The sequence below is a fragment of the Segatella cerevisiae genome (genome assembly GCF_024054555.1).
Lineage (GTDB): Bacteria > Bacteroidota > Bacteroidia > Bacteroidales > Bacteroidaceae > Prevotella > Prevotella cerevisiae.
The window spans coordinates 1-16066 of sequence record NZ_JAMXLY010000054.1; the positions used below are offsets into that span (position 1 = coordinate 1).

Here is a 16066-nt window from a genome sequence, read left to right on the forward strand (position 1 = left end):
TATATAGGTTGTGCATATCGATGATTTGAAATTAACAGTTTTGACACTACTAATTTACTAAAAATCAGCGATATGCGCAACTTTTTATACATCATTATTTAATGAATTTAATTCCGCCAACGGGTAAACTGAAATATTGTCCGGCCACCTGACTGGCGATATTCCCCAGATCGCTGCTGCCGGTCACAGCCCCGATGATATTGGCTCCGATATTCGTACCCAACTGCTGGTTCTGTTGTTTGGTCATCTGTTCAGCACTGTGCTTGGCTACGGCATGAGCGATCTCATGTCCCAGTACAATGGCAAGACTCGTCTCGTCCTGTGTATAGGGCAGCAAACCTTCATAGACCACGATTTTTCCACCGGGCATACAGAACGCATTCGCCTCCTTGTTCTGGACGAGGTTGAACTCCCATTGGAAATCCTTCACCTCACTCTGATAGCCATGGGTATTGAGATAAGAGTCCACAGCATCAGCCAGTCGTCTGCCTACACGGTTCACCATAGCCGTATTCGTGGCATTCGTCGACTTAACGGCTGTCGCCATATATTTTGAGTACTCTTGATTAGATAAGGCGAGAACCTGCTGGTCAGAAACGCCGATCTTGTGTTTGCGCCCGGTAATAGGAACTGTCTCTGAAGTCCCGCAAGCAGACAATAGGATCGTCAGGATTGCGGTAAAAGTCAAAAACTTGATCTTTTTCATTGTTACAATATTATTCTTTTGAACTTATTATTAGATAAATGCAAAAGTAGGATTTATTCTCGATATTTCCAAAAAAATAGACTTATTTTCTGACCGACAAACACTTAAAAGATCAGATTCGATCCACGGAAAGGGCACAAAAAAAACGCTGGTCTCTTTCTAAGAACAGCGCTTCCTCATTATAAAAACAGCTTCTTTATTTCTCTATCCCACGGTTGTTCAGTGTGACATTCAGCAACTGAAGATACTTGTGATATTGGTCTTCAGAAAGAATTGAATGCATGTACTTCAGATCTTTGTCGATAGCTTTGTCTACCATCACCTTACGGTCAGCCTTGGGAGCCAATCCTGCATTCATCATTTCTGCAGAGAAATTGTGATGAACATCTTCTACAGCGTCAGCCTGATCGAAATCCAGACCCAAAGCCCTTGACAGACTGTTCATATTGAAGTTCATGTGATAAGCTGCAGTTGTTGCGGTAGCTTCTTTTTCATCATTTGCGGCGAATGTAGCTGTGGTCATGCTGAGCAGTGCAACAGCCAATAAAATCATCTTTTTCATCTTTTTACCTTTTTGTGAGCCTTCCAGAAAACGGCTCTCGTTTAACATTACCCTTAATTAATTACCCTTACGTCTCTCTTAAAGACAATGCAAATATACAACTGTTTCCGTACACAGTAAACAAAATACTTGTTTTTTATCCTTATCCGGCTCCTTTCTTGACATAAATCAAAGAAACAACTTTCCTTTTGATTTTTAATCACTTTGTCACAACTGCTCATGGTACGGTTACAAACTGAATACCTCTGTGGCAATATTCCTTATTTAGCTATTTTTCCATTGAAAATATTTCATACCTTCGTGGAATTGTTTCGTACCTTCGTGAATTATTTCGTACCTTTGCATACAATCATCAATAACAAAACTATCAAATGAGTAATTCCAACAAGTACATCAACCTGTCCTATCAACTCTATGACACCACAGACGGCAAGTCAGAACTGATCGAACAGACCTCCGACGACCGCCCGTTCCAGTTCATTAGTGGACTTGGCATCGCCCTGCAGGCTTTTGAAGACCAAGTCACTCCTCTGGAGAAAGGCGACAGCTTTGAGTTTGAAGTTCCTCACGATCAGGCTTATGGGGAATATGATGCCTCTCTGGTCATAGACATGGACAAATCGATCTTTTTCATCAACGGAAAATTTGATGACGAGCATATCAAGAAAGGTGCCGTCGTACCACTTCAGAATGCTGACGGCAATCGTTTTCTCGGTCATGTCCTTGCTCTCAACGATACACAAGTCAAGATAGACCTCAACCACCCCTTGGCCGGAAAAGACCTGAAGTTTACAGGTTGCATAATGGAAAGTCGGGATGCTACGGAACAGGAACTGTCAGACTGCCTGAGCCAGATCCACAGCCAACAGGAAAGTTGTGACGGCCATTGCGAAGATTGCGGGCACGAAGGCGGACATCACAAAGGAAACTGTGGCAATGGGAGTTGCGGCGGTCATGAGTGCTGTGGTAACTGCCGTTGAATCGGCCAGAGATGCAGTTGCCGCCCAATAACGAGAAGTATTCTTTAGACATTATATAATATACGCCTTATGAGAAATACCTTTGGAAATATTTTCAGGCTGACGAGTTTCGGCGAAAGTCATGGACCCGCCATAGGAGGAGTTGTCGACGGCTATCCCGCCGGCATAGAAATAGACAAAGACTTCGTACAACATGAACTCAACCGGCGCAAACCCGGACAGAGCCGTCTGACGACAGCGAGAAAGGAAGCCGACGAGGTCGAGTTCCTGAGCGGTATCTTTGAGGGGAAATCTACTGGAGCCCCAATAGGTTTCGAAGTCAGGAACACCAACCAACGTCCTCAGGACTACAACAACATGCAGAACTTGTTCCGCCCTTCACATGCCGACTATACCTATTATACGAAATACGGTATCCGCGATTATCGCGGCGGAGGACGTTCCTCGGCACGCATCACGATCGCAAGATGTGTAGGAGGGGCACTGGCAAAACTTGCCCTGAACACTCTGGACATTCACATCTATGCCTATACGTCACAAGTCGGCGACATCGCACTGGACAAAGATTACCACAAGTATGACCTGTCCACGATAGACGACAACGTCGTCCGTTGCCCCGACCAGCAAAAGGCAGCAGAGATGGCAGAGCTGATCGCCAAGGTGAAGTCTGACAACGATACTGTAGGCGGCATTATCACTTGTGTCATCAAAGGTTGTCCTGTAGGACTCGGAGAACCGGAATTCGGCAAACTCCATGCCCAGTTGGGTGCAGCCATGCTCAGCATCAACGCTGTAAAAGGCTTCGAATACGGAGAAGGCTTTGCCGGTGTTACAGGGCATGGCAGTACACAGAATGATCCGTTCACGAATAAGGACGGTAAGATCACGACCGTCTCCAATCACAGTGGAGGCATCCAGGGTGGCATCAGCAATGGTCAGGACATCTATTTCCGCATTGCCTTCAAACCCGTAGCGACGATCCTCAAACCTCAGGACACCGTTGACATCCAGGGCAATCCGGCCACACTGACAGCCCGGGGAAGACACGACTCCTGCGTGCTGCCACGTGCAGTGCCTATCGTCGAGAATATGGCGGCAATGGTCATACTCGACAACTACTTGTTGAACAAAACTGTAAGATTATAACAATGTTTACCTGATTATAGGAGCATCTAATCGATGGCCCCTATAATCTCGTGGATATCTTTCACGCCATGCCTGTCTAGCCAGTCATTGATTCCGTCCCTGACCTTTATAGTCACAGTAGGATCAAGGAAATTGGCCGTCCCGACCTGTATGGCAGTTGCACCGCACATCATAAATTCTATGGCATCATCAGCGTTGCAGATTCCTCCCAATCCAATGACAGGGATCTTGACAGCGTGTGCCGTCTCGTATACCATTCTCAAGGCTATCGGTTTCACGGCAGGGCCACTTAAACCACCAGTCCGGATACTGAGCACCGGTCTGCGCTTTTCGATGTCCACAGCCATTCCAAGTACTGTATTGATCAGAGAGACGGCATCAGCCCCTTCAGCCTCACAAGCGAGGGCGATATCAGCAATATCCGTCACATTGGGGGAGAGTTTCACGATGAGTGTCTTATGGTAAACCCTTCTGACAGCCCTGACCACACTTGCAGCCCCGGCACGAGTGACACCGAAGGCCATACCGCCACCCTTGATGTTCGGACAACTGATATTGAGTTCTATAGCCGGTATCTGGTCCAACTCATCCATTTTGGCAGCGCAGGCAGCGTAGTTCTCAGGAGAATTACCGCTCACATTGACGATCATATTCGTACCGATATCCTTGATCGAAGGATAAATATGCTTGCAAAAATAATCAGCTCCTTTATTCTGAAGTCCTACACAGTTGAGCATTCCCTGCGGCGTCTCAGCCATGCGAGGATAATCATTCCCTTCACGAGGCTCCAGGGTCGTGCCTTTGACGATAATGGCCCCCAGTTCTTGGAGAGGTACAAAGTCGGCATATTCCAGGCCGTATCCGAAAGTTCCGGATGCCGTCATCACCGGGTTCTTCAATTCCAGTCGATTGATTTTTACACCTAATGCTGCCATAATAACTTCCTTGTATTTAAGACCGGGCCTTCCTGACAAGCCCTTATATTCCCGTCAATCGTTTTCTCCACGCAGCAGAGACATGCCCCTATTCCACAAGCCATGCTGTTTTCCAGAGAAGCCTCACATTCTATACCGGCCTGCTCCGCATAGCGGGCAACACTTACCATCATCGGTTTAGGGCCGCATGTCGCTACCCTGTCGAACCTCTCTTCGTTCAGGACAGAATGCTGGGTGACAAAACCTTTTTCTCCGGCAGACCCATCCTCAGTCGTGATGCAGACTCTACCGAATTGTTTGAAGAGATCGGTCTCCAGCAAACCCGTTTTAGTTTTTGCCCCCAAGAGAAAGACAGGCTCTCCGCCTATCTTATGGATTTCCGAACCTAGGAATAGCAGTGGAGCGACGCCTACGCCTCCTCCGACAAGCAGCATCCGTTCTCCAGGAGATTCCGGCAAAGTAAAGCCATGTCCCAAAGGAAGGATACAGTTGAGTTTGTCTCCAGCCTGAAGTGTCATCAGATGACGGGTGCCCTCGCCAACAGCTGCGACGAGCAGCCAGAGTTGGTTCTTTCGGCGGTCTACGAAATTTACAGATATGGGACGACGCAGAAAAGTAGAAGTCGAATTTTCCACACGTACCTCGACAAATTGTCCGGGATACATCTCCGGGAGCGGATCAGCAGCCCTTAACTTGATAAGTGCATGGATATCACTGAGCGTCTCATTGGAAACGACCTCTAAGTCCAATACGTATTTTTTCATGTTCATTTATCTCCGATTGTTGCAAAGATACAAAAATCAATGCAAAAATCACAGAGATTTCAAAGAATACGCGTTAATTCTATAAAATAAGGTATAAAGGAACAGTATTTTGCCTCATCTGATAGCAGAATGATAGAATCATGAGGATATTCATACGCCAATGGTACCGCAAACTCATACTGGAATGGAATACTTGAACAGTTATTCCATTCAGGTTCATTTCCGGCTCATTTCTGAGGGACAAAAGCCTCCCATGACATGTCATCATAGAAGACCCGGATCTCTCTGATTTTACGTTGCGGTTTGTCAATATATTTCACACTATTTACAGCCCTATGAAGAGGTCTGTTTTCAGCGTTGAAATCCTCTGGAATTTTAGAAGCGGCTGCAGTAGGTTCCGAAGCATTTTCATCAAAATCCAGACTCGGTTCGGCGTCTTCTGCCATCGCACCTTCTCCTTCTTCTATAGGGGCATTCTCAACTTGAGAATTCTGCTGCATAGAACCTTCACCGAACATCAACCAATCGAGATTGATATCAGGAAACCGATGCTTGATTGCTTCTACATGTTTCAAGGTCGGATTTGTACGACCGGTAAAAATACTGCTCAAGGATGCCGATGAGATTCCCAGAGTTTGAGCGAACACCTGTTGAGTCATGTGTTGGCTTTCCATCAATTGACGGATTCGATCTTTCATTTCTGACATAATCAGTAACCTTTTACCTCTAAAACTTGAATTTTCTTTGGTTTTACAAAGGTAAAACATTTTTTTGACTCATACAACAAATGTAGACAGAAATTCATCTTTTTAATTTTACATTTACAATCTTGTATTTGCAAGTACTGATACATCGAATGTAGATATTTACATTTACATTTACAAATCAATACCATATGGACGAGTTTTATAACAAAGCCTTTATATAAGGGTTGTACGCAATTCACTGGTTATTATCAGGCTATATTTACAATTACAAATGTAGAACAAACCCATTATGCACAAATACTGTCCTATTACTTCCTTTTCAAACTTATAGTGTTGACACAAAACTCATAAAATATTGATTATTAGTGATTTATAGCTTATAAAGACTATATGCATAAATATTGGTTTACATTCTTGAAGTTATTCTTTTACGTTTTGATATGTATACTATGATATTGTGTATTGATTTATATTTTAAGATACACCTTTTCGATACGTAAATCAATACTCTATATTTGTAAATATATTAGGCTATAATGTATAAATGTAAATCATAATAAATACTAAAACCAAATTATATCCCTTTCAAAAGAACTTGTTTTCAGAAAATTCGCACCATTCCAACAGATGCCCGACTTGTTTAAAACGATGCGATTCTCAGAGGTCTTTTTTGAGCTTAACTTGTTGAAAATCGGTTATTTCTGCGCAAAAAAGACATCATTTTCAACTTTCAAAAGAGCGAAAAAAGGGCCTTTTACCCCTATTATTACCCATAAAAAAGCCCGATTTTCAATTCTTTTCTTGAAAATCGGGTCTAAAATGCCTCGAAGGGCACTTAAAAAAGTGTTAAATCAGTGCAGAATGAAGAAGAGCAACTCTCTCAACAATTCTCCCCCATCTGTATTCGGGTTTCCTATACCCTTGCTTTTGGCATCTATTTCTCTGAATTTCCGGATGATCTGGATGAGTTTTTCAGCCCTGTAATTTCTCTGTCCAGACATATAATCCCAAGCTGCCCAGCCACCTCTCAGCCCCAATTTCAGAGCCACCTCATTCTGATTATTCCGGTTGGGCATGAGATCCACGATCAGCAGATTTTGGAAAAAAGAAAAGAGTTGTGGGAGCACTCTGAAAACAGGATAAGCTCTTGGATTTTTGTTAAAATATTTGATAATCTCATTTGCCTTGAAAATATCCTTTTGAGCCAGTGCTTTTTGTAGTTCGAAGACATTGAAATCCTTGCTTACCCCAACTTCCTCTTCCACCGTTTCGGCAGTAATTCTCCGGTCATTTTCAGGAAGAGAGATGATGATCTTGTCCAATTCCGAAATCAACCTATTCAGATCTGAACCCACATGGTCGGCAATCATCTGAGCAGCCTTAGGCTCAATCGTCGCACTTTTAGTTTTCAGGTAAGTGTCAATGAAGCCTGGCAGCTCACGGTCATACAATTTTTTTCCGTCAAAAATGACCGCCCCATTTTTGCGGGCGATGGAATAGATTTTTTTCTTCGTATCCAGTTTCGCATTTTTATGGCAGAACACCAAGATCGTCGACCTCTGCGGTTTCGCGAAATATTTCTCCAAAAGGTCAGTATCCTTCATCGACTGCGATTCCTTCACGATGATCACCTGATGTTCCGCCATCATTGGATAACGGAGCGCCATGTCAATGATCTGAGATGAGGTGACATCAAGGCCGTAGACGATGGTCTGGTTGAAATCACGCTCCTCCGGTCGAAGGACATTCTGGGCCAGGTAATCCGAAATCTTATCGATGTAATAAGATTCCTGCCCACCCAATATATAGATAGGTGCAAATTTACGGGCTTTCAAATCCCTCATGATACTGCCGTAAGTGACGCTTGCTTTTTTCTCTGCCATAGTTATCTGATGAGAATACAGGAGAAATGGCAATAACCTTTCCCCAGGATTTCTTTTTTTACTATCTTTGCAAATGCTTTTATGCAAAGGTAATGCAAATCAGATGAAATGCAAAGGGAAAAACGGGTTTTGTTAAAACTACATTTCCTCTGCCGGCACATTCAAACTGACGACACGCTTTCCCTGTTTATTTCACCCGACATACCCCTTATCAAAACAAATGAAGATGACACCCTTGAATTTACCCGATTTTCAAATCAAACTCTCAGGAACACAGGAGAAACCAAGTATTTTTGACCTTCTCCGCAGGAAGTTTGTAGCATTGACCCCCGAAGAATGGGTCCGTCAGCACTTCGTCCATTTCCTCATTGAGCACCGCGGCTATCCTGCCTCGTTGATGCAGAACGAGGTGCAGTTGAAATGCGGAAACAAGGTACTCCGGGCGGACAGTGTCCTCTACAGAAATGACCTCAACCCCAGGATGATCATCGAATACAAAGCCCCGACGATCCCCGTCACACAGAAAGTTTTTGACCAGATATCCGCTTACAACCTGCTCCTGCACGTCGATTACCTCATTGTCTCCAATGGCATCAAGCACTATATCTGCAAGATGGATTATGCCCGTCAAACCTATCTTTTTCTAAAAGACATCCCCTTCTATAAAGACCTCTGATCTGACCTTTGAGTTCCGCCCTCCTTTCTTCGGACTTGTCGGAACCGTCAGTCCGAACCATTCCAACCATTCCCAATACCAGCCCTTTATACCTTAAAATATTCTAGGTTCCAAACGACTCACTTCCAAAATAATCCCCCGAAACGCCAAATGATTCTTACGGTTTTCTAAAATTTCCAATCAAAAAACACTATAACTTCTTCTCATTTATTTCCGTTTTTTATTATTTTTGTACTTGTTTTCCAAAAAGGATCTTGTTTCAGTGGAGACAATTAACCGGCATCCTTTTAAACTAATCTTAAAAAATGATGACCATGAAAAAAGACGAAATGGCGTATGAAGACGATTTGAACCAAGCTTTATTGAAAGACTTTCTCTGGATTCAGGAACTCGGAAAAGAAGAGAAATTGTCATGGGATAGTTCCCTAACCGATTTATGTATATGGATACATCAGGTATTTCTGCAATTTGCAGTCACAGACAAACATGGCAGGCCAAGGGCATACAAGAGTTTAATACAGGAAATCTGCCACCTTACTAATAGGAAAATCCCTGAAAATCCCAATTCTTACGTCAACAGTGCGCCTAAGAAGGACTCAGCCTGGAACAAATGCTTCATGACCCGATATAAAGACATCTTCCTAAGCGGAGAAATGCATCCTATCCTGCACTTCATTTCCCGAAGAAGATGCTGACCTTTATCAAGGTCAGGTGTCAGCCCATGTCTCTGGAGATTTTCCTTCAGAAGACGACCGTTACAACGGTTCTCTCGAAATTTACATGGGCTGAATGAAGGACAGAAAACTCAAGGTTTTTATCAAAAGGACTTAATAGATACCATGAGAAATGCCAGTTTGAGAAGGTACTCCCGATTTATAAAATTCACGGGAGTACAGTGGCACAACCCATCAATACAGAAAAATATGAAGAATGCCGGTTACTTCCACAATCCCGTATCTTTAAGTACCTATTGAAGAAGCATATCTTATCAGGGCGCCCTTTGATCCCCATCGTTTGGCAAGGGCGTCCTTCCAATTCACCCCGTCCAATCCAAAGGTGTGCTGTTTCGCAGGAATCAGAAAACGAGCCGGAGACAAAACGACGGCGTAATCCTCGGCATCAGTTGAGGGCAATCATTTCCAGACAGTTACCTATCAAATAAAGACAAGAACTTATGAAGCAAACGCACATAAAGGAAACGTCCCAAGTCCCACGTTACTATCAGTTCTGTTTCTTGGCAAAATGTCCACTTTCCAAAGACTGCATCCGGTATTTTGCGGGAGAGCATATAGACCGAGATACGCTCAGTGGCTTTGCGACCTTTCCAGCAGCCCTAAAAGACAGCAACTGCAGATTTTTCAAAAAGACCAGGCTCATGCATGGTGCATGGGGGTTCAACACCCTTTTCGAAAATGTCAAACTGAAAGATTCTGCCCAACTCCATCATATTATCACGAAGTATTTGGGAGGACGAGGAACCTATTACCGATACCATTATGGAGAAAAATTACTGACTCCGGAGCAACAAGAATGGATCATCGATCTATTCAAACAGTACCATTATACCGATAACCTGCAGTTTGACGGTTATAAAGACGTCTACGATTGGTAAACGCCCTACAGACCTCATCATTCTCCCCGCACATCATCCCCATACCGTATTCCCATTCCCCAAGGCATGGCCCCCCTTCACAGGTCAATATGAACCCCATTCCCAAGTTGTGGGAACGCTCTTCATAAGTTGAAGGAGCCGCCTTCACCACGCTCATACACACGTCCGGTTCCCGAAATCCCGAAGGTGCCGGAAATGAAAGAAGTCAGCAAACCCGTTGAAAAGGAAACAAACAAGAGGAACCCGGAGTTTTATCCGAGTTCCTCTTGTCATATAAGGATAAATCAATGCTTGCGCCCTATTTCAGACGCTCATTCATTGAGGAGGACAGCCATCGGCCGCCCTATCTTTTTCTGATTCGGTCTGTATTCGATTCCAAGAATCTTTGCGATCGTCGGTGCGATTTGGTTATTGAAATACCTCCCTGAAGTCAGGACGCCCCTTGCGGGAATGCCCTTGCCGAAAGCCATCAGCCAGGTTTGGGAAGAATGAGGAGTCTGCGCTCCATGACTGCGCCATGCATTGATGCCGGTATCCCCACGCCCATGGTCACAAGTCACGATAAAGGTCGTCTGGTCTTTATAAAAAGGATCGCTCTGAGCATAATTCCACAATTCTTTTATGAAACTGTCGACAGAATGTACTGCGCCAAGATACATTCTGTACTTTCCAGCATGTGCCCATGCATCTGTATCACCATATCCGATAAACAAGACCTTTGGATGATGTGCTTTCATAGCTTCCAGCGCATACTCGTGCGTCAGAAAATCAAAGCGCTCTATCTCCCAGAGTTTCGGCACATATCCGGTCAAAGTATCCAGGAACTGCTCTCGTTCCGAAGGATTTTCAGTCATCGCATGGCGGTATCCAGCATTGACCTTTATTCCACTACGTTTTTCGTTGAATATTTCGATGAATCGTGCCCAACTCCCGAATGCCAACACCGAATTTTTGTATTTCTGAGAATGGTTAGCGACCTCCAGTACCGTGACATTAGGATTGAGGAGCGGTCCATTGCTGTGAATGTCCTGATCGTCAGCATAGCCACACAGATCCTCATTGTACCCGGGATAGGAAAACCACATCTTGTTTGTTACGTCCATGCAGCAACCCTCCGTGCGATCTCCGATCATCACGCCTTTTTTAGCGATATAGCTCCAGGTGAAAGGCATCAAGCGTTGTCTTCGCACATCCCTGGAATCAGCCCAATAACTGTCTTTCATCAACTTCACATTCCCGAATGCCGGATTGTTGATCAAAGTCGCATCAGCACCTCCGAAAAGTTCTTGCCAACGGTAGCCGTCTATCGTAATCAGAACCAGTTTCTGCTCGGCCATAGCAAATCCCGGCAAAAATAACAAAACACATAAGACCTTTACAAATAACCTACACATTTTATGAATAATCTATTAATCTTTCTACCTTCCAAGACCCTGCTGCGAGCCGGTATTGTGACGATGCCCGACAGAAGTATTGCACCAAATCCGGTAAACTCACGGACCCGTTTGTCACTGGGATCAGTATAGACCCGTCGACAAAAGAGCACCGTTTTCTGCAAGAAGAGTCAAGCAGACTAAACGGCGCACAAAATCCCGAGGAATGTCGACCACTCCCCGTGAAAAAGCTAACCAAATTTCAGTATATTACGAGTCGAAGCCCATCAGCATATCATCTAGAATTAGCTGAATCTAATCTCTATTTACAAAATTATGTAATAAATTCGAGAAAACGCTTAAATACAGTCATTATTTTCAACAAAAAAGGCAATATGGCATCAGATCCATTACATAATTTAACAATTCAAAACATGGAGAAATGGAAAGAATAAAATACACCTTCGGAGTTGATTATCAGTTTAATGAAAATACCGGATACAGAACAGAAGAGATTGATGTATAAAGTTACCCTATCATTCCATACGAGACAAGGCAACTTTCTGCATAGCCAAGATCCGATAAATTGACGGCAACAACTCAGACATCAAAGAATAAAATCAGAATAGATACCTTAGAAATCCTAACCTTATTGGCAGAGAACCCCCATTTAAAGGGTACCATGACTATTTCTATTTCCCCACCGTATACGTTTTACGTTCGACACCGATAGAAGTCAGCGTCAGTTTCTTCCAATGTTTAGGCAATACACTATGGACTTGCGAGATTCCACCGTCATAGGAAATATCTATTCCTCCGAACCCCATAATAACAGATTGTAATATTCCACCAGCTCCAGTAGCAAAATATGGATTAGTGCCATTTTTTGTTTCGGCAATTACCCGGAACGGGGGAAGCAGATTCGGGATATAGGAATCCTGAAAATAGTCCCAGGCACGTTTTTGATAGCCCAACCTTGAGTAAAGAATCGTAAAAATAGCCTGTGTCATAGCGGGAGTGCCCTCATTCGGAACTTTCCGACTATAGTATTCCAAATCGTGCGAAATATCGACCTTATTCGTAACAAATTTCAGCGGAAAAGCCAGAAGATTAACATCACATTGTTTGATGTTCCCACCGTTATAAGTCGAATATTCCCGTGTAACACCTGAGTCAATTTTCCAGAACTTGATCTTGGAAGCCACACGTTCCCACTCACGGTCTATAGGAAAATTCAGGACGCGAGCAGCCTTGGCCGCACAGATCAGATTCATCTTTGCAATGCCATTGGTAAATGCATCATCGTCTACATTCTCTGCCCACTCATCAGCAGCCACAACATTCGGAATATGCTCATACCCGTCTTCACCGGGCACAACGCGACTCAGCCAAAAATCAGCAGTTTCCTTGAGAAGTGGAAAACCTTTCTCTTTCAGCCAAACCTTATCATGGGTCACACAATAATACTGCCAGGCAGCAAAGCCCACACAACCTGTAACACTATGCTCGAAAGGACCGGTCATTGCAAAAACAGGCGTATCTTCAAATCCCGTATCCGCACTTTCCCAAACAAATTGAGCTCCTCTGTAACCATGTTCAAAGGCATTTTTCCTGGCCGCCTCTAAATGATCATAGCGATAATTTATCATTGACTGGGCAAGTTCAGGATGCAGGAGCAGCAACGCCGGAAACATCCATGTATCGGCATCCCAAAAGATATGCCCATTGTAACCAAGTCCGGACAAACCCATAGGTGAAATCGAAAGATTAGAACCTTCCCTCAGAAAGGAATACAGATGATACATCATACTATTGACATCCTGTTGTGCTTGTGGATCACCTTCTATTTGGATATCACTTTCCCATAAATTTCGCCAAAGCGAATAATGAGTGTTGAGCAACTTCCTGACACCTTCCATTTGACAGTAAATCACCAAACGCTTCACCTCATTTATAGGATCAGAACACTGTGCAGATGATAGAGTCGAACCGACAACAGCAAACCGATAAGTCTGTCCTTTCTTCAACTGTTTGACAAAATACGAATTTTGTCCCTCCCCCTTTTCCTGTTGAACAGCAACGGACTGCCCGAGTTCCGAAGGAAAGAGAAAAGTAGAACAAGCACCCATTTTCAATTTACCTGTAGGACTAAGCGCCTCGGTCGTCATAAGATTTGTCACGGCATGTCCAACATGAAGTTCTTCGTGGAAAACTTTGTTGTCATGAAAGCCGTCAGGAAGGGCTTGGGTATTAACCACTTTGACCTTAATATCCTTTAGTGGCGTAATCGTAACTGTCAACAGTGCACAATAAGGGAGTTGCCGCAGGGATGCGAAGGAGTAAGACACATTCGCCTCACCATGATAATCAAAATGAGCATTAAAGACTGCATTTTTCATATCCAACTCCTGCACATAATGACTAATATTACCATATCTTATCTTCTGATTATCTATAAGAAGTGATGTGTTTAGGAAATTGAATCCACTCAAAAAATTACTCACATCCCCACGTCCGAATTTGTCATAACATCCTGCCAGAACAGTATGAGAAGTCTGTAACGGTTGCAAAGAAGACACCAGTCCTAGAATACCATTAGCGACTGTCACCCCGTAATACTTAGTAGAATCCACTTTATTCACGGTGATTTTCCAGGGGTCTTGTGCATATAAGGAGCCATAGACCATGATAAAAGAGACGAAACTCAAACATTTTGCATGAGTTAATAATCCCAAGGGTTTACACTTAAAAATTTTCATTTTCTTCATTTGGTTTTCTTGTCTTTCATAGTTATAGAAATTCCGAATTCGGTCCTCAAATAACAACGTCAATTAAAAATGGCATTATAATTAAAGGTTAATTGAACCGGAAACAACTTAGTAGAGAATATCAGGTAAGTTGCGCATAGCGTTGATTACCAGAAAATAAATCGTCTCCAAACGACCACGTTCAGTTCAACGCATACGCCGCTTCCAAGCAAAGTAAGTAAAAAACTTTGATATATGCAAGGATTCTCAAGAAATATGACCAAATAATAGAGACCTATACCTCAAAGAATTGTTTCTTTTTGCCACTCGTTATTCCCATATTTCTTATCGAAACAATAATATAGGTTGCCTATGGATCCAACGGCTCCAAAGGATTAATAATCAGTGTACTTACTAGCGGATAGTATTCTATTGCACCTTCAGAGATACGTTTTCCCAACCTATACGGTATTGTTTTCAGTTCTTCTAAAAAACGTTGCTTGAATCCGTTGCCATTAATGATATAGTCAATGTGTGAAGAAGAACTCGTTATTAACGTAGCTTTGTTCATGGGAAACCCTTCTCGCCATAATATACGTCCGGCATTGCGAATATTTGTGGTGGTATGTCTGGCATGCGGTTCCATGATAATAGCACTTTCAGGAACGTCCCAGCATTTCATCAGATAACGTTTCATCTCCTCTGCCTCACAATAAGGCGTATGATAAGGATGAACTTTCCCACCTGAAACAATTATAAAAGGTGCTTGACGACGATGGTAGTAAATAGCTGCATATTCGGCACGAATTTTTCCTTCTGGTGATATGGATTCACTTTTGGATTCAGGCCCCGCACCCAACACAAGAATAGCACTATAAGGATAATTGTCCCATACCGTCTGCTTTATTTTCGAGTATGCTGAACTATTCACGCCTTTCCCCATAGGCTCATAATCTGACGCCTGAGCACATTCATTCACATCCAATAATGTCCTAACTGCTGCTATTGGAATTGAATAGAAACGAGAAGCAGGCTCAGTCTCTAAAAGAACATTCTGTTGGCATCCAGGAAGAATCTCTTTTGTATAACGACTGCTTTTCACATTAAAATAGATAGAATCTATTTGCGGATAATTAGGATGTCGTCCAGAACCATATACTTCTATAGCGTAGTTGATGCCTTCTGCATCTTGTCTCCATATTTTCTTTATCAATTCACTACCTTCTTCCGTATATTGGCCATAACATCCGGAAGGAATAATCTGCGTTTTTAGCAATTTGTCCAATGGATTCCCTTTGTGGTATAATTGTGCGAAAGCCTGTCCAGCTTTATGTATTTCTTCTTCGGTAAACTTAAAGGCAGCAATCCGTTCTTCATAAGTAGAAGCTTGTATAAGTTTCTGCCTTTTTTCAATTGCCATTTGCTTCAAAGTCGTATTTGTTTGCAACAGCGAATCTACATCATGGAAATACCCCAGAAGGTAAGTAAAATAATAGTTCTTACTTTCTATTCTATCAGGAGCTATCAGTTTGTAATTATGTTCCCCTTGCTGCCCTCTCGCTATAATAAAGAAAAATAATAATATGCTATAAATAAGAATGCGCTTCATCATCTCTATTTTATGAAATTTACTGTATTAATGTTCGGAGTATGCGTTCGAAACGTTATAAGCCATTTTAAATCATTTGAAATGCATAAGGATTCGGATATCAGTAAGTGATAATATTAAACTTTCTGTCCGAATCAAACGGACCTTTCATCATCATGATCATCGAAGTTTTCATCCAGATAAATTAACTTGGAAATCAAAACATTTAGCTTCCTTTGTAGGAAATATGTAATATGCACATGTGGTAGCCTAATATTGGTTGACCACTTTTAGCCTTAAGCCTGAATTAAGTTGTTCATTATTTTCCTTAATCCTACATATGGTTGACATTTTATCTTCTAATCCTGATAAAGGTTGACTTCTATG

Annotated in this window: 13 protein-coding genes and 1 pseudogene; 5 read left to right on the plus strand and 9 right to left on the minus strand. The window is 42.8% G+C overall.

Translation table 11 applies throughout. The features are described from left to right. Positions 1–127: 127 nt before the first annotated feature. Together NG821_RS11155 and NG821_RS11160 are read right to left on the minus strand one after the other, a co-directional pair. A pseudogene (locus NG821_RS11155) lies at positions 128–706 on the minus strand (M48 family metallopeptidase); the annotation flags it as partial. Positions 707–902: 196 nt separating this feature from the next. Beyond that, positions 903–1268 carry a hypothetical protein gene (locus tag NG821_RS11160; protein ID WP_252761743.1) on the minus strand — a complete coding sequence of 122 codons (366 nt, stop codon included), beginning with the start codon at positions 1266–1268 and terminating at the stop codon, positions 903–905. 371 nt (positions 1269–1639) lie between these two features. Here NG821_RS11160 and NG821_RS11165 point away from each other — a divergent pair, with 371 nt between their 5' ends. Together NG821_RS11165 and aroC are read left to right on the plus strand one after the other, a co-directional pair. After that, positions 1640–2248: an FKBP-type peptidyl-prolyl cis-trans isomerase gene (locus NG821_RS11165; protein WP_252761744.1), complete on the plus strand. Its 609-nt coding sequence runs from the start codon at positions 1640–1642 to the stop codon at positions 2246–2248. Positions 2249–2317: 69 nt separating this feature from the next. After that, positions 2318–3394 carry a chorismate synthase gene (aroC, locus tag NG821_RS11170; protein ID WP_252761745.1) on the plus strand — a complete coding sequence of 359 codons (1077 nt, stop codon included), beginning with the start codon at positions 2318–2320 and terminating at the stop codon, positions 3392–3394. 26 nt (positions 3395–3420) lie between these two features. Here the strand turns inward: aroC and NG821_RS11175 are convergent, their stop codons facing one another. From NG821_RS11175 to holA, 4 genes are all read right to left on the minus strand, one after another. Continuing rightward, positions 3421–4329, minus strand: a complete 909-nt coding sequence (locus NG821_RS11175; RefSeq protein WP_252761746.1) for a dihydroorotate dehydrogenase — start codon at positions 4327–4329, stop codon at positions 3421–3423. Next, entirely contained in the window at positions 4317–5093 is a 777-nt protein-coding gene (locus tag NG821_RS11180) for a dihydroorotate dehydrogenase electron transfer subunit (RefSeq protein ID WP_252761747.1), read from the minus strand. The genes NG821_RS11175 and NG821_RS11180 overlap by 13 nt, the downstream gene beginning before the upstream one ends. 227 nt (positions 5094–5320) lie before the next feature. Further along, entirely contained in the window at positions 5321–5791 is a 471-nt protein-coding gene (locus tag NG821_RS11185; RefSeq protein ID WP_252761755.1) for a helix-turn-helix domain-containing protein, read from the minus strand. Positions 5792–6651: 860 nt separating this feature from the next. Continuing rightward, a complete protein-coding gene (gene holA, locus NG821_RS11190) occupies positions 6652–7683 on the minus strand; it encodes a DNA polymerase III subunit delta (RefSeq protein ID WP_252761748.1) in 1032 nt (343 codons plus the stop codon). A gap of 226 nt (positions 7684–7909) precedes the next feature. Between holA and NG821_RS11195 the strand changes: the two genes are divergently transcribed. The 3 genes from NG821_RS11195 to NG821_RS11205 all read left to right on the plus strand — a co-directional run bounded on the left by NG821_RS11195 (position 7910) and on the right by NG821_RS11205 (position 9971). Further along, the gene (locus NG821_RS11195) at positions 7910–8359 is read left to right on the plus strand and encodes a type I restriction enzyme HsdR N-terminal domain-containing protein (protein WP_252761749.1); all 450 of its coding nucleotides are present in this window, start codon (positions 7910–7912) and stop codon (positions 8357–8359) included. Between the two features lie 314 nt (positions 8360–8673). Beyond that, complete coding sequence (locus NG821_RS11200; protein WP_252761750.1) at positions 8674–9054, plus strand: hypothetical protein; 381 nt, start codon at positions 8674–8676, stop codon at positions 9052–9054. Between the two features lie 479 nt (positions 9055–9533). Further along, positions 9534–9971: a DUF6078 family protein gene (locus NG821_RS11205; protein WP_252761751.1), complete on the plus strand. Its 438-nt coding sequence runs from the start codon at positions 9534–9536 to the stop codon at positions 9969–9971. 311 nt (positions 9972–10282) lie between these two features. Here NG821_RS11205 and NG821_RS11210 read toward each other — a convergent pair whose 3' ends face one another. The 3 genes from NG821_RS11210 to NG821_RS11220 form a co-directional block, all read right to left on the minus strand. Next, positions 10283–11308: an alkaline phosphatase family protein gene (locus NG821_RS11210; RefSeq protein ID WP_252761752.1), complete on the minus strand. Its 1026-nt coding sequence runs from the start codon at positions 11306–11308 to the stop codon at positions 10283–10285. A 728-nt stretch (positions 11309–12036) separates the two neighbouring features. Next, positions 12037–14103, minus strand: coding sequence for a glycoside hydrolase family 65 protein (locus NG821_RS11215; RefSeq protein ID WP_252761753.1), 2067 nt, complete (start codon positions 14101–14103; stop codon positions 12037–12039). Between the two features lie 358 nt (positions 14104–14461). Further along, positions 14462–15703 (minus strand): YdcF family protein, encoded by a 1242-nt coding sequence (locus tag NG821_RS11220; RefSeq protein ID WP_252761754.1) that lies wholly within the window; start codon positions 15701–15703, stop codon positions 14462–14464. Positions 15704–16066: the final 363 nt, after the last annotated feature.

Excerpts from the sequence above, each read along its gene's own strand:
- NG821_RS11160 (WP_252761743.1), bottom strand. The coding sequence starts at position 1,268 with ATGAAAAAGATGATTTTATTGGCTGTTGCACTGCTCAGCATGACCACA.
- NG821_RS11165 (WP_252761744.1), top strand. The coding sequence starts at position 1,640 with ATGAGTAATTCCAACAAGTACATCAACCTGTCCTATCAACTCTATGAC.
- aroC (WP_252761745.1), top strand. The coding sequence starts at position 2,318 with ATGAGAAATACCTTTGGAAATATTTTCAGGCTGACGAGTTTCGGCGAA.
- NG821_RS11175 (WP_252761746.1), bottom strand. The coding sequence starts at position 4,329 with ATGGCAGCATTAGGTGTAAAAATCAATCGACTGGAATTGAAGAACCCG.
- NG821_RS11180 (WP_252761747.1), bottom strand. The coding sequence starts at position 5,093 with ATGAAAAAATACGTATTGGACTTAGAGGTCGTTTCCAATGAGACGCTC.
- NG821_RS11185 (WP_252761755.1), bottom strand. The coding sequence starts at position 5,791 with ATGAAAGATCGAATCCGTCAATTGATGGAAAGCCAACACATGACTCAA.
- holA (WP_252761748.1), bottom strand. The coding sequence starts at position 7,683 with ATGGCAGAGAAAAAAGCAAGCGTCACTTACGGCAGTATCATGAGGGAT.
- NG821_RS11195 (WP_252761749.1), top strand. The coding sequence starts at position 7,910 with ATGACACCCTTGAATTTACCCGATTTTCAAATCAAACTCTCAGGAACA.
- NG821_RS11200 (WP_252761750.1), top strand. The coding sequence starts at position 8,674 with ATGAAAAAAGACGAAATGGCGTATGAAGACGATTTGAACCAAGCTTTA.
- NG821_RS11205 (WP_252761751.1), top strand. The coding sequence starts at position 9,534 with ATGAAGCAAACGCACATAAAGGAAACGTCCCAAGTCCCACGTTACTAT.
- NG821_RS11210 (WP_252761752.1), bottom strand. The coding sequence starts at position 11,308 with ATGGCCGAGCAGAAACTGGTTCTGATTACGATAGACGGCTACCGTTGG.
- NG821_RS11215 (WP_252761753.1), bottom strand. The coding sequence starts at position 14,103 with ATGAAAATTTTTAAGTGTAAACCCTTGGGATTATTAACTCATGCAAAA.
- NG821_RS11220 (WP_252761754.1), bottom strand. The coding sequence starts at position 15,703 with ATGATGAAGCGCATTCTTATTTATAGCATATTATTATTTTTCTTTATT.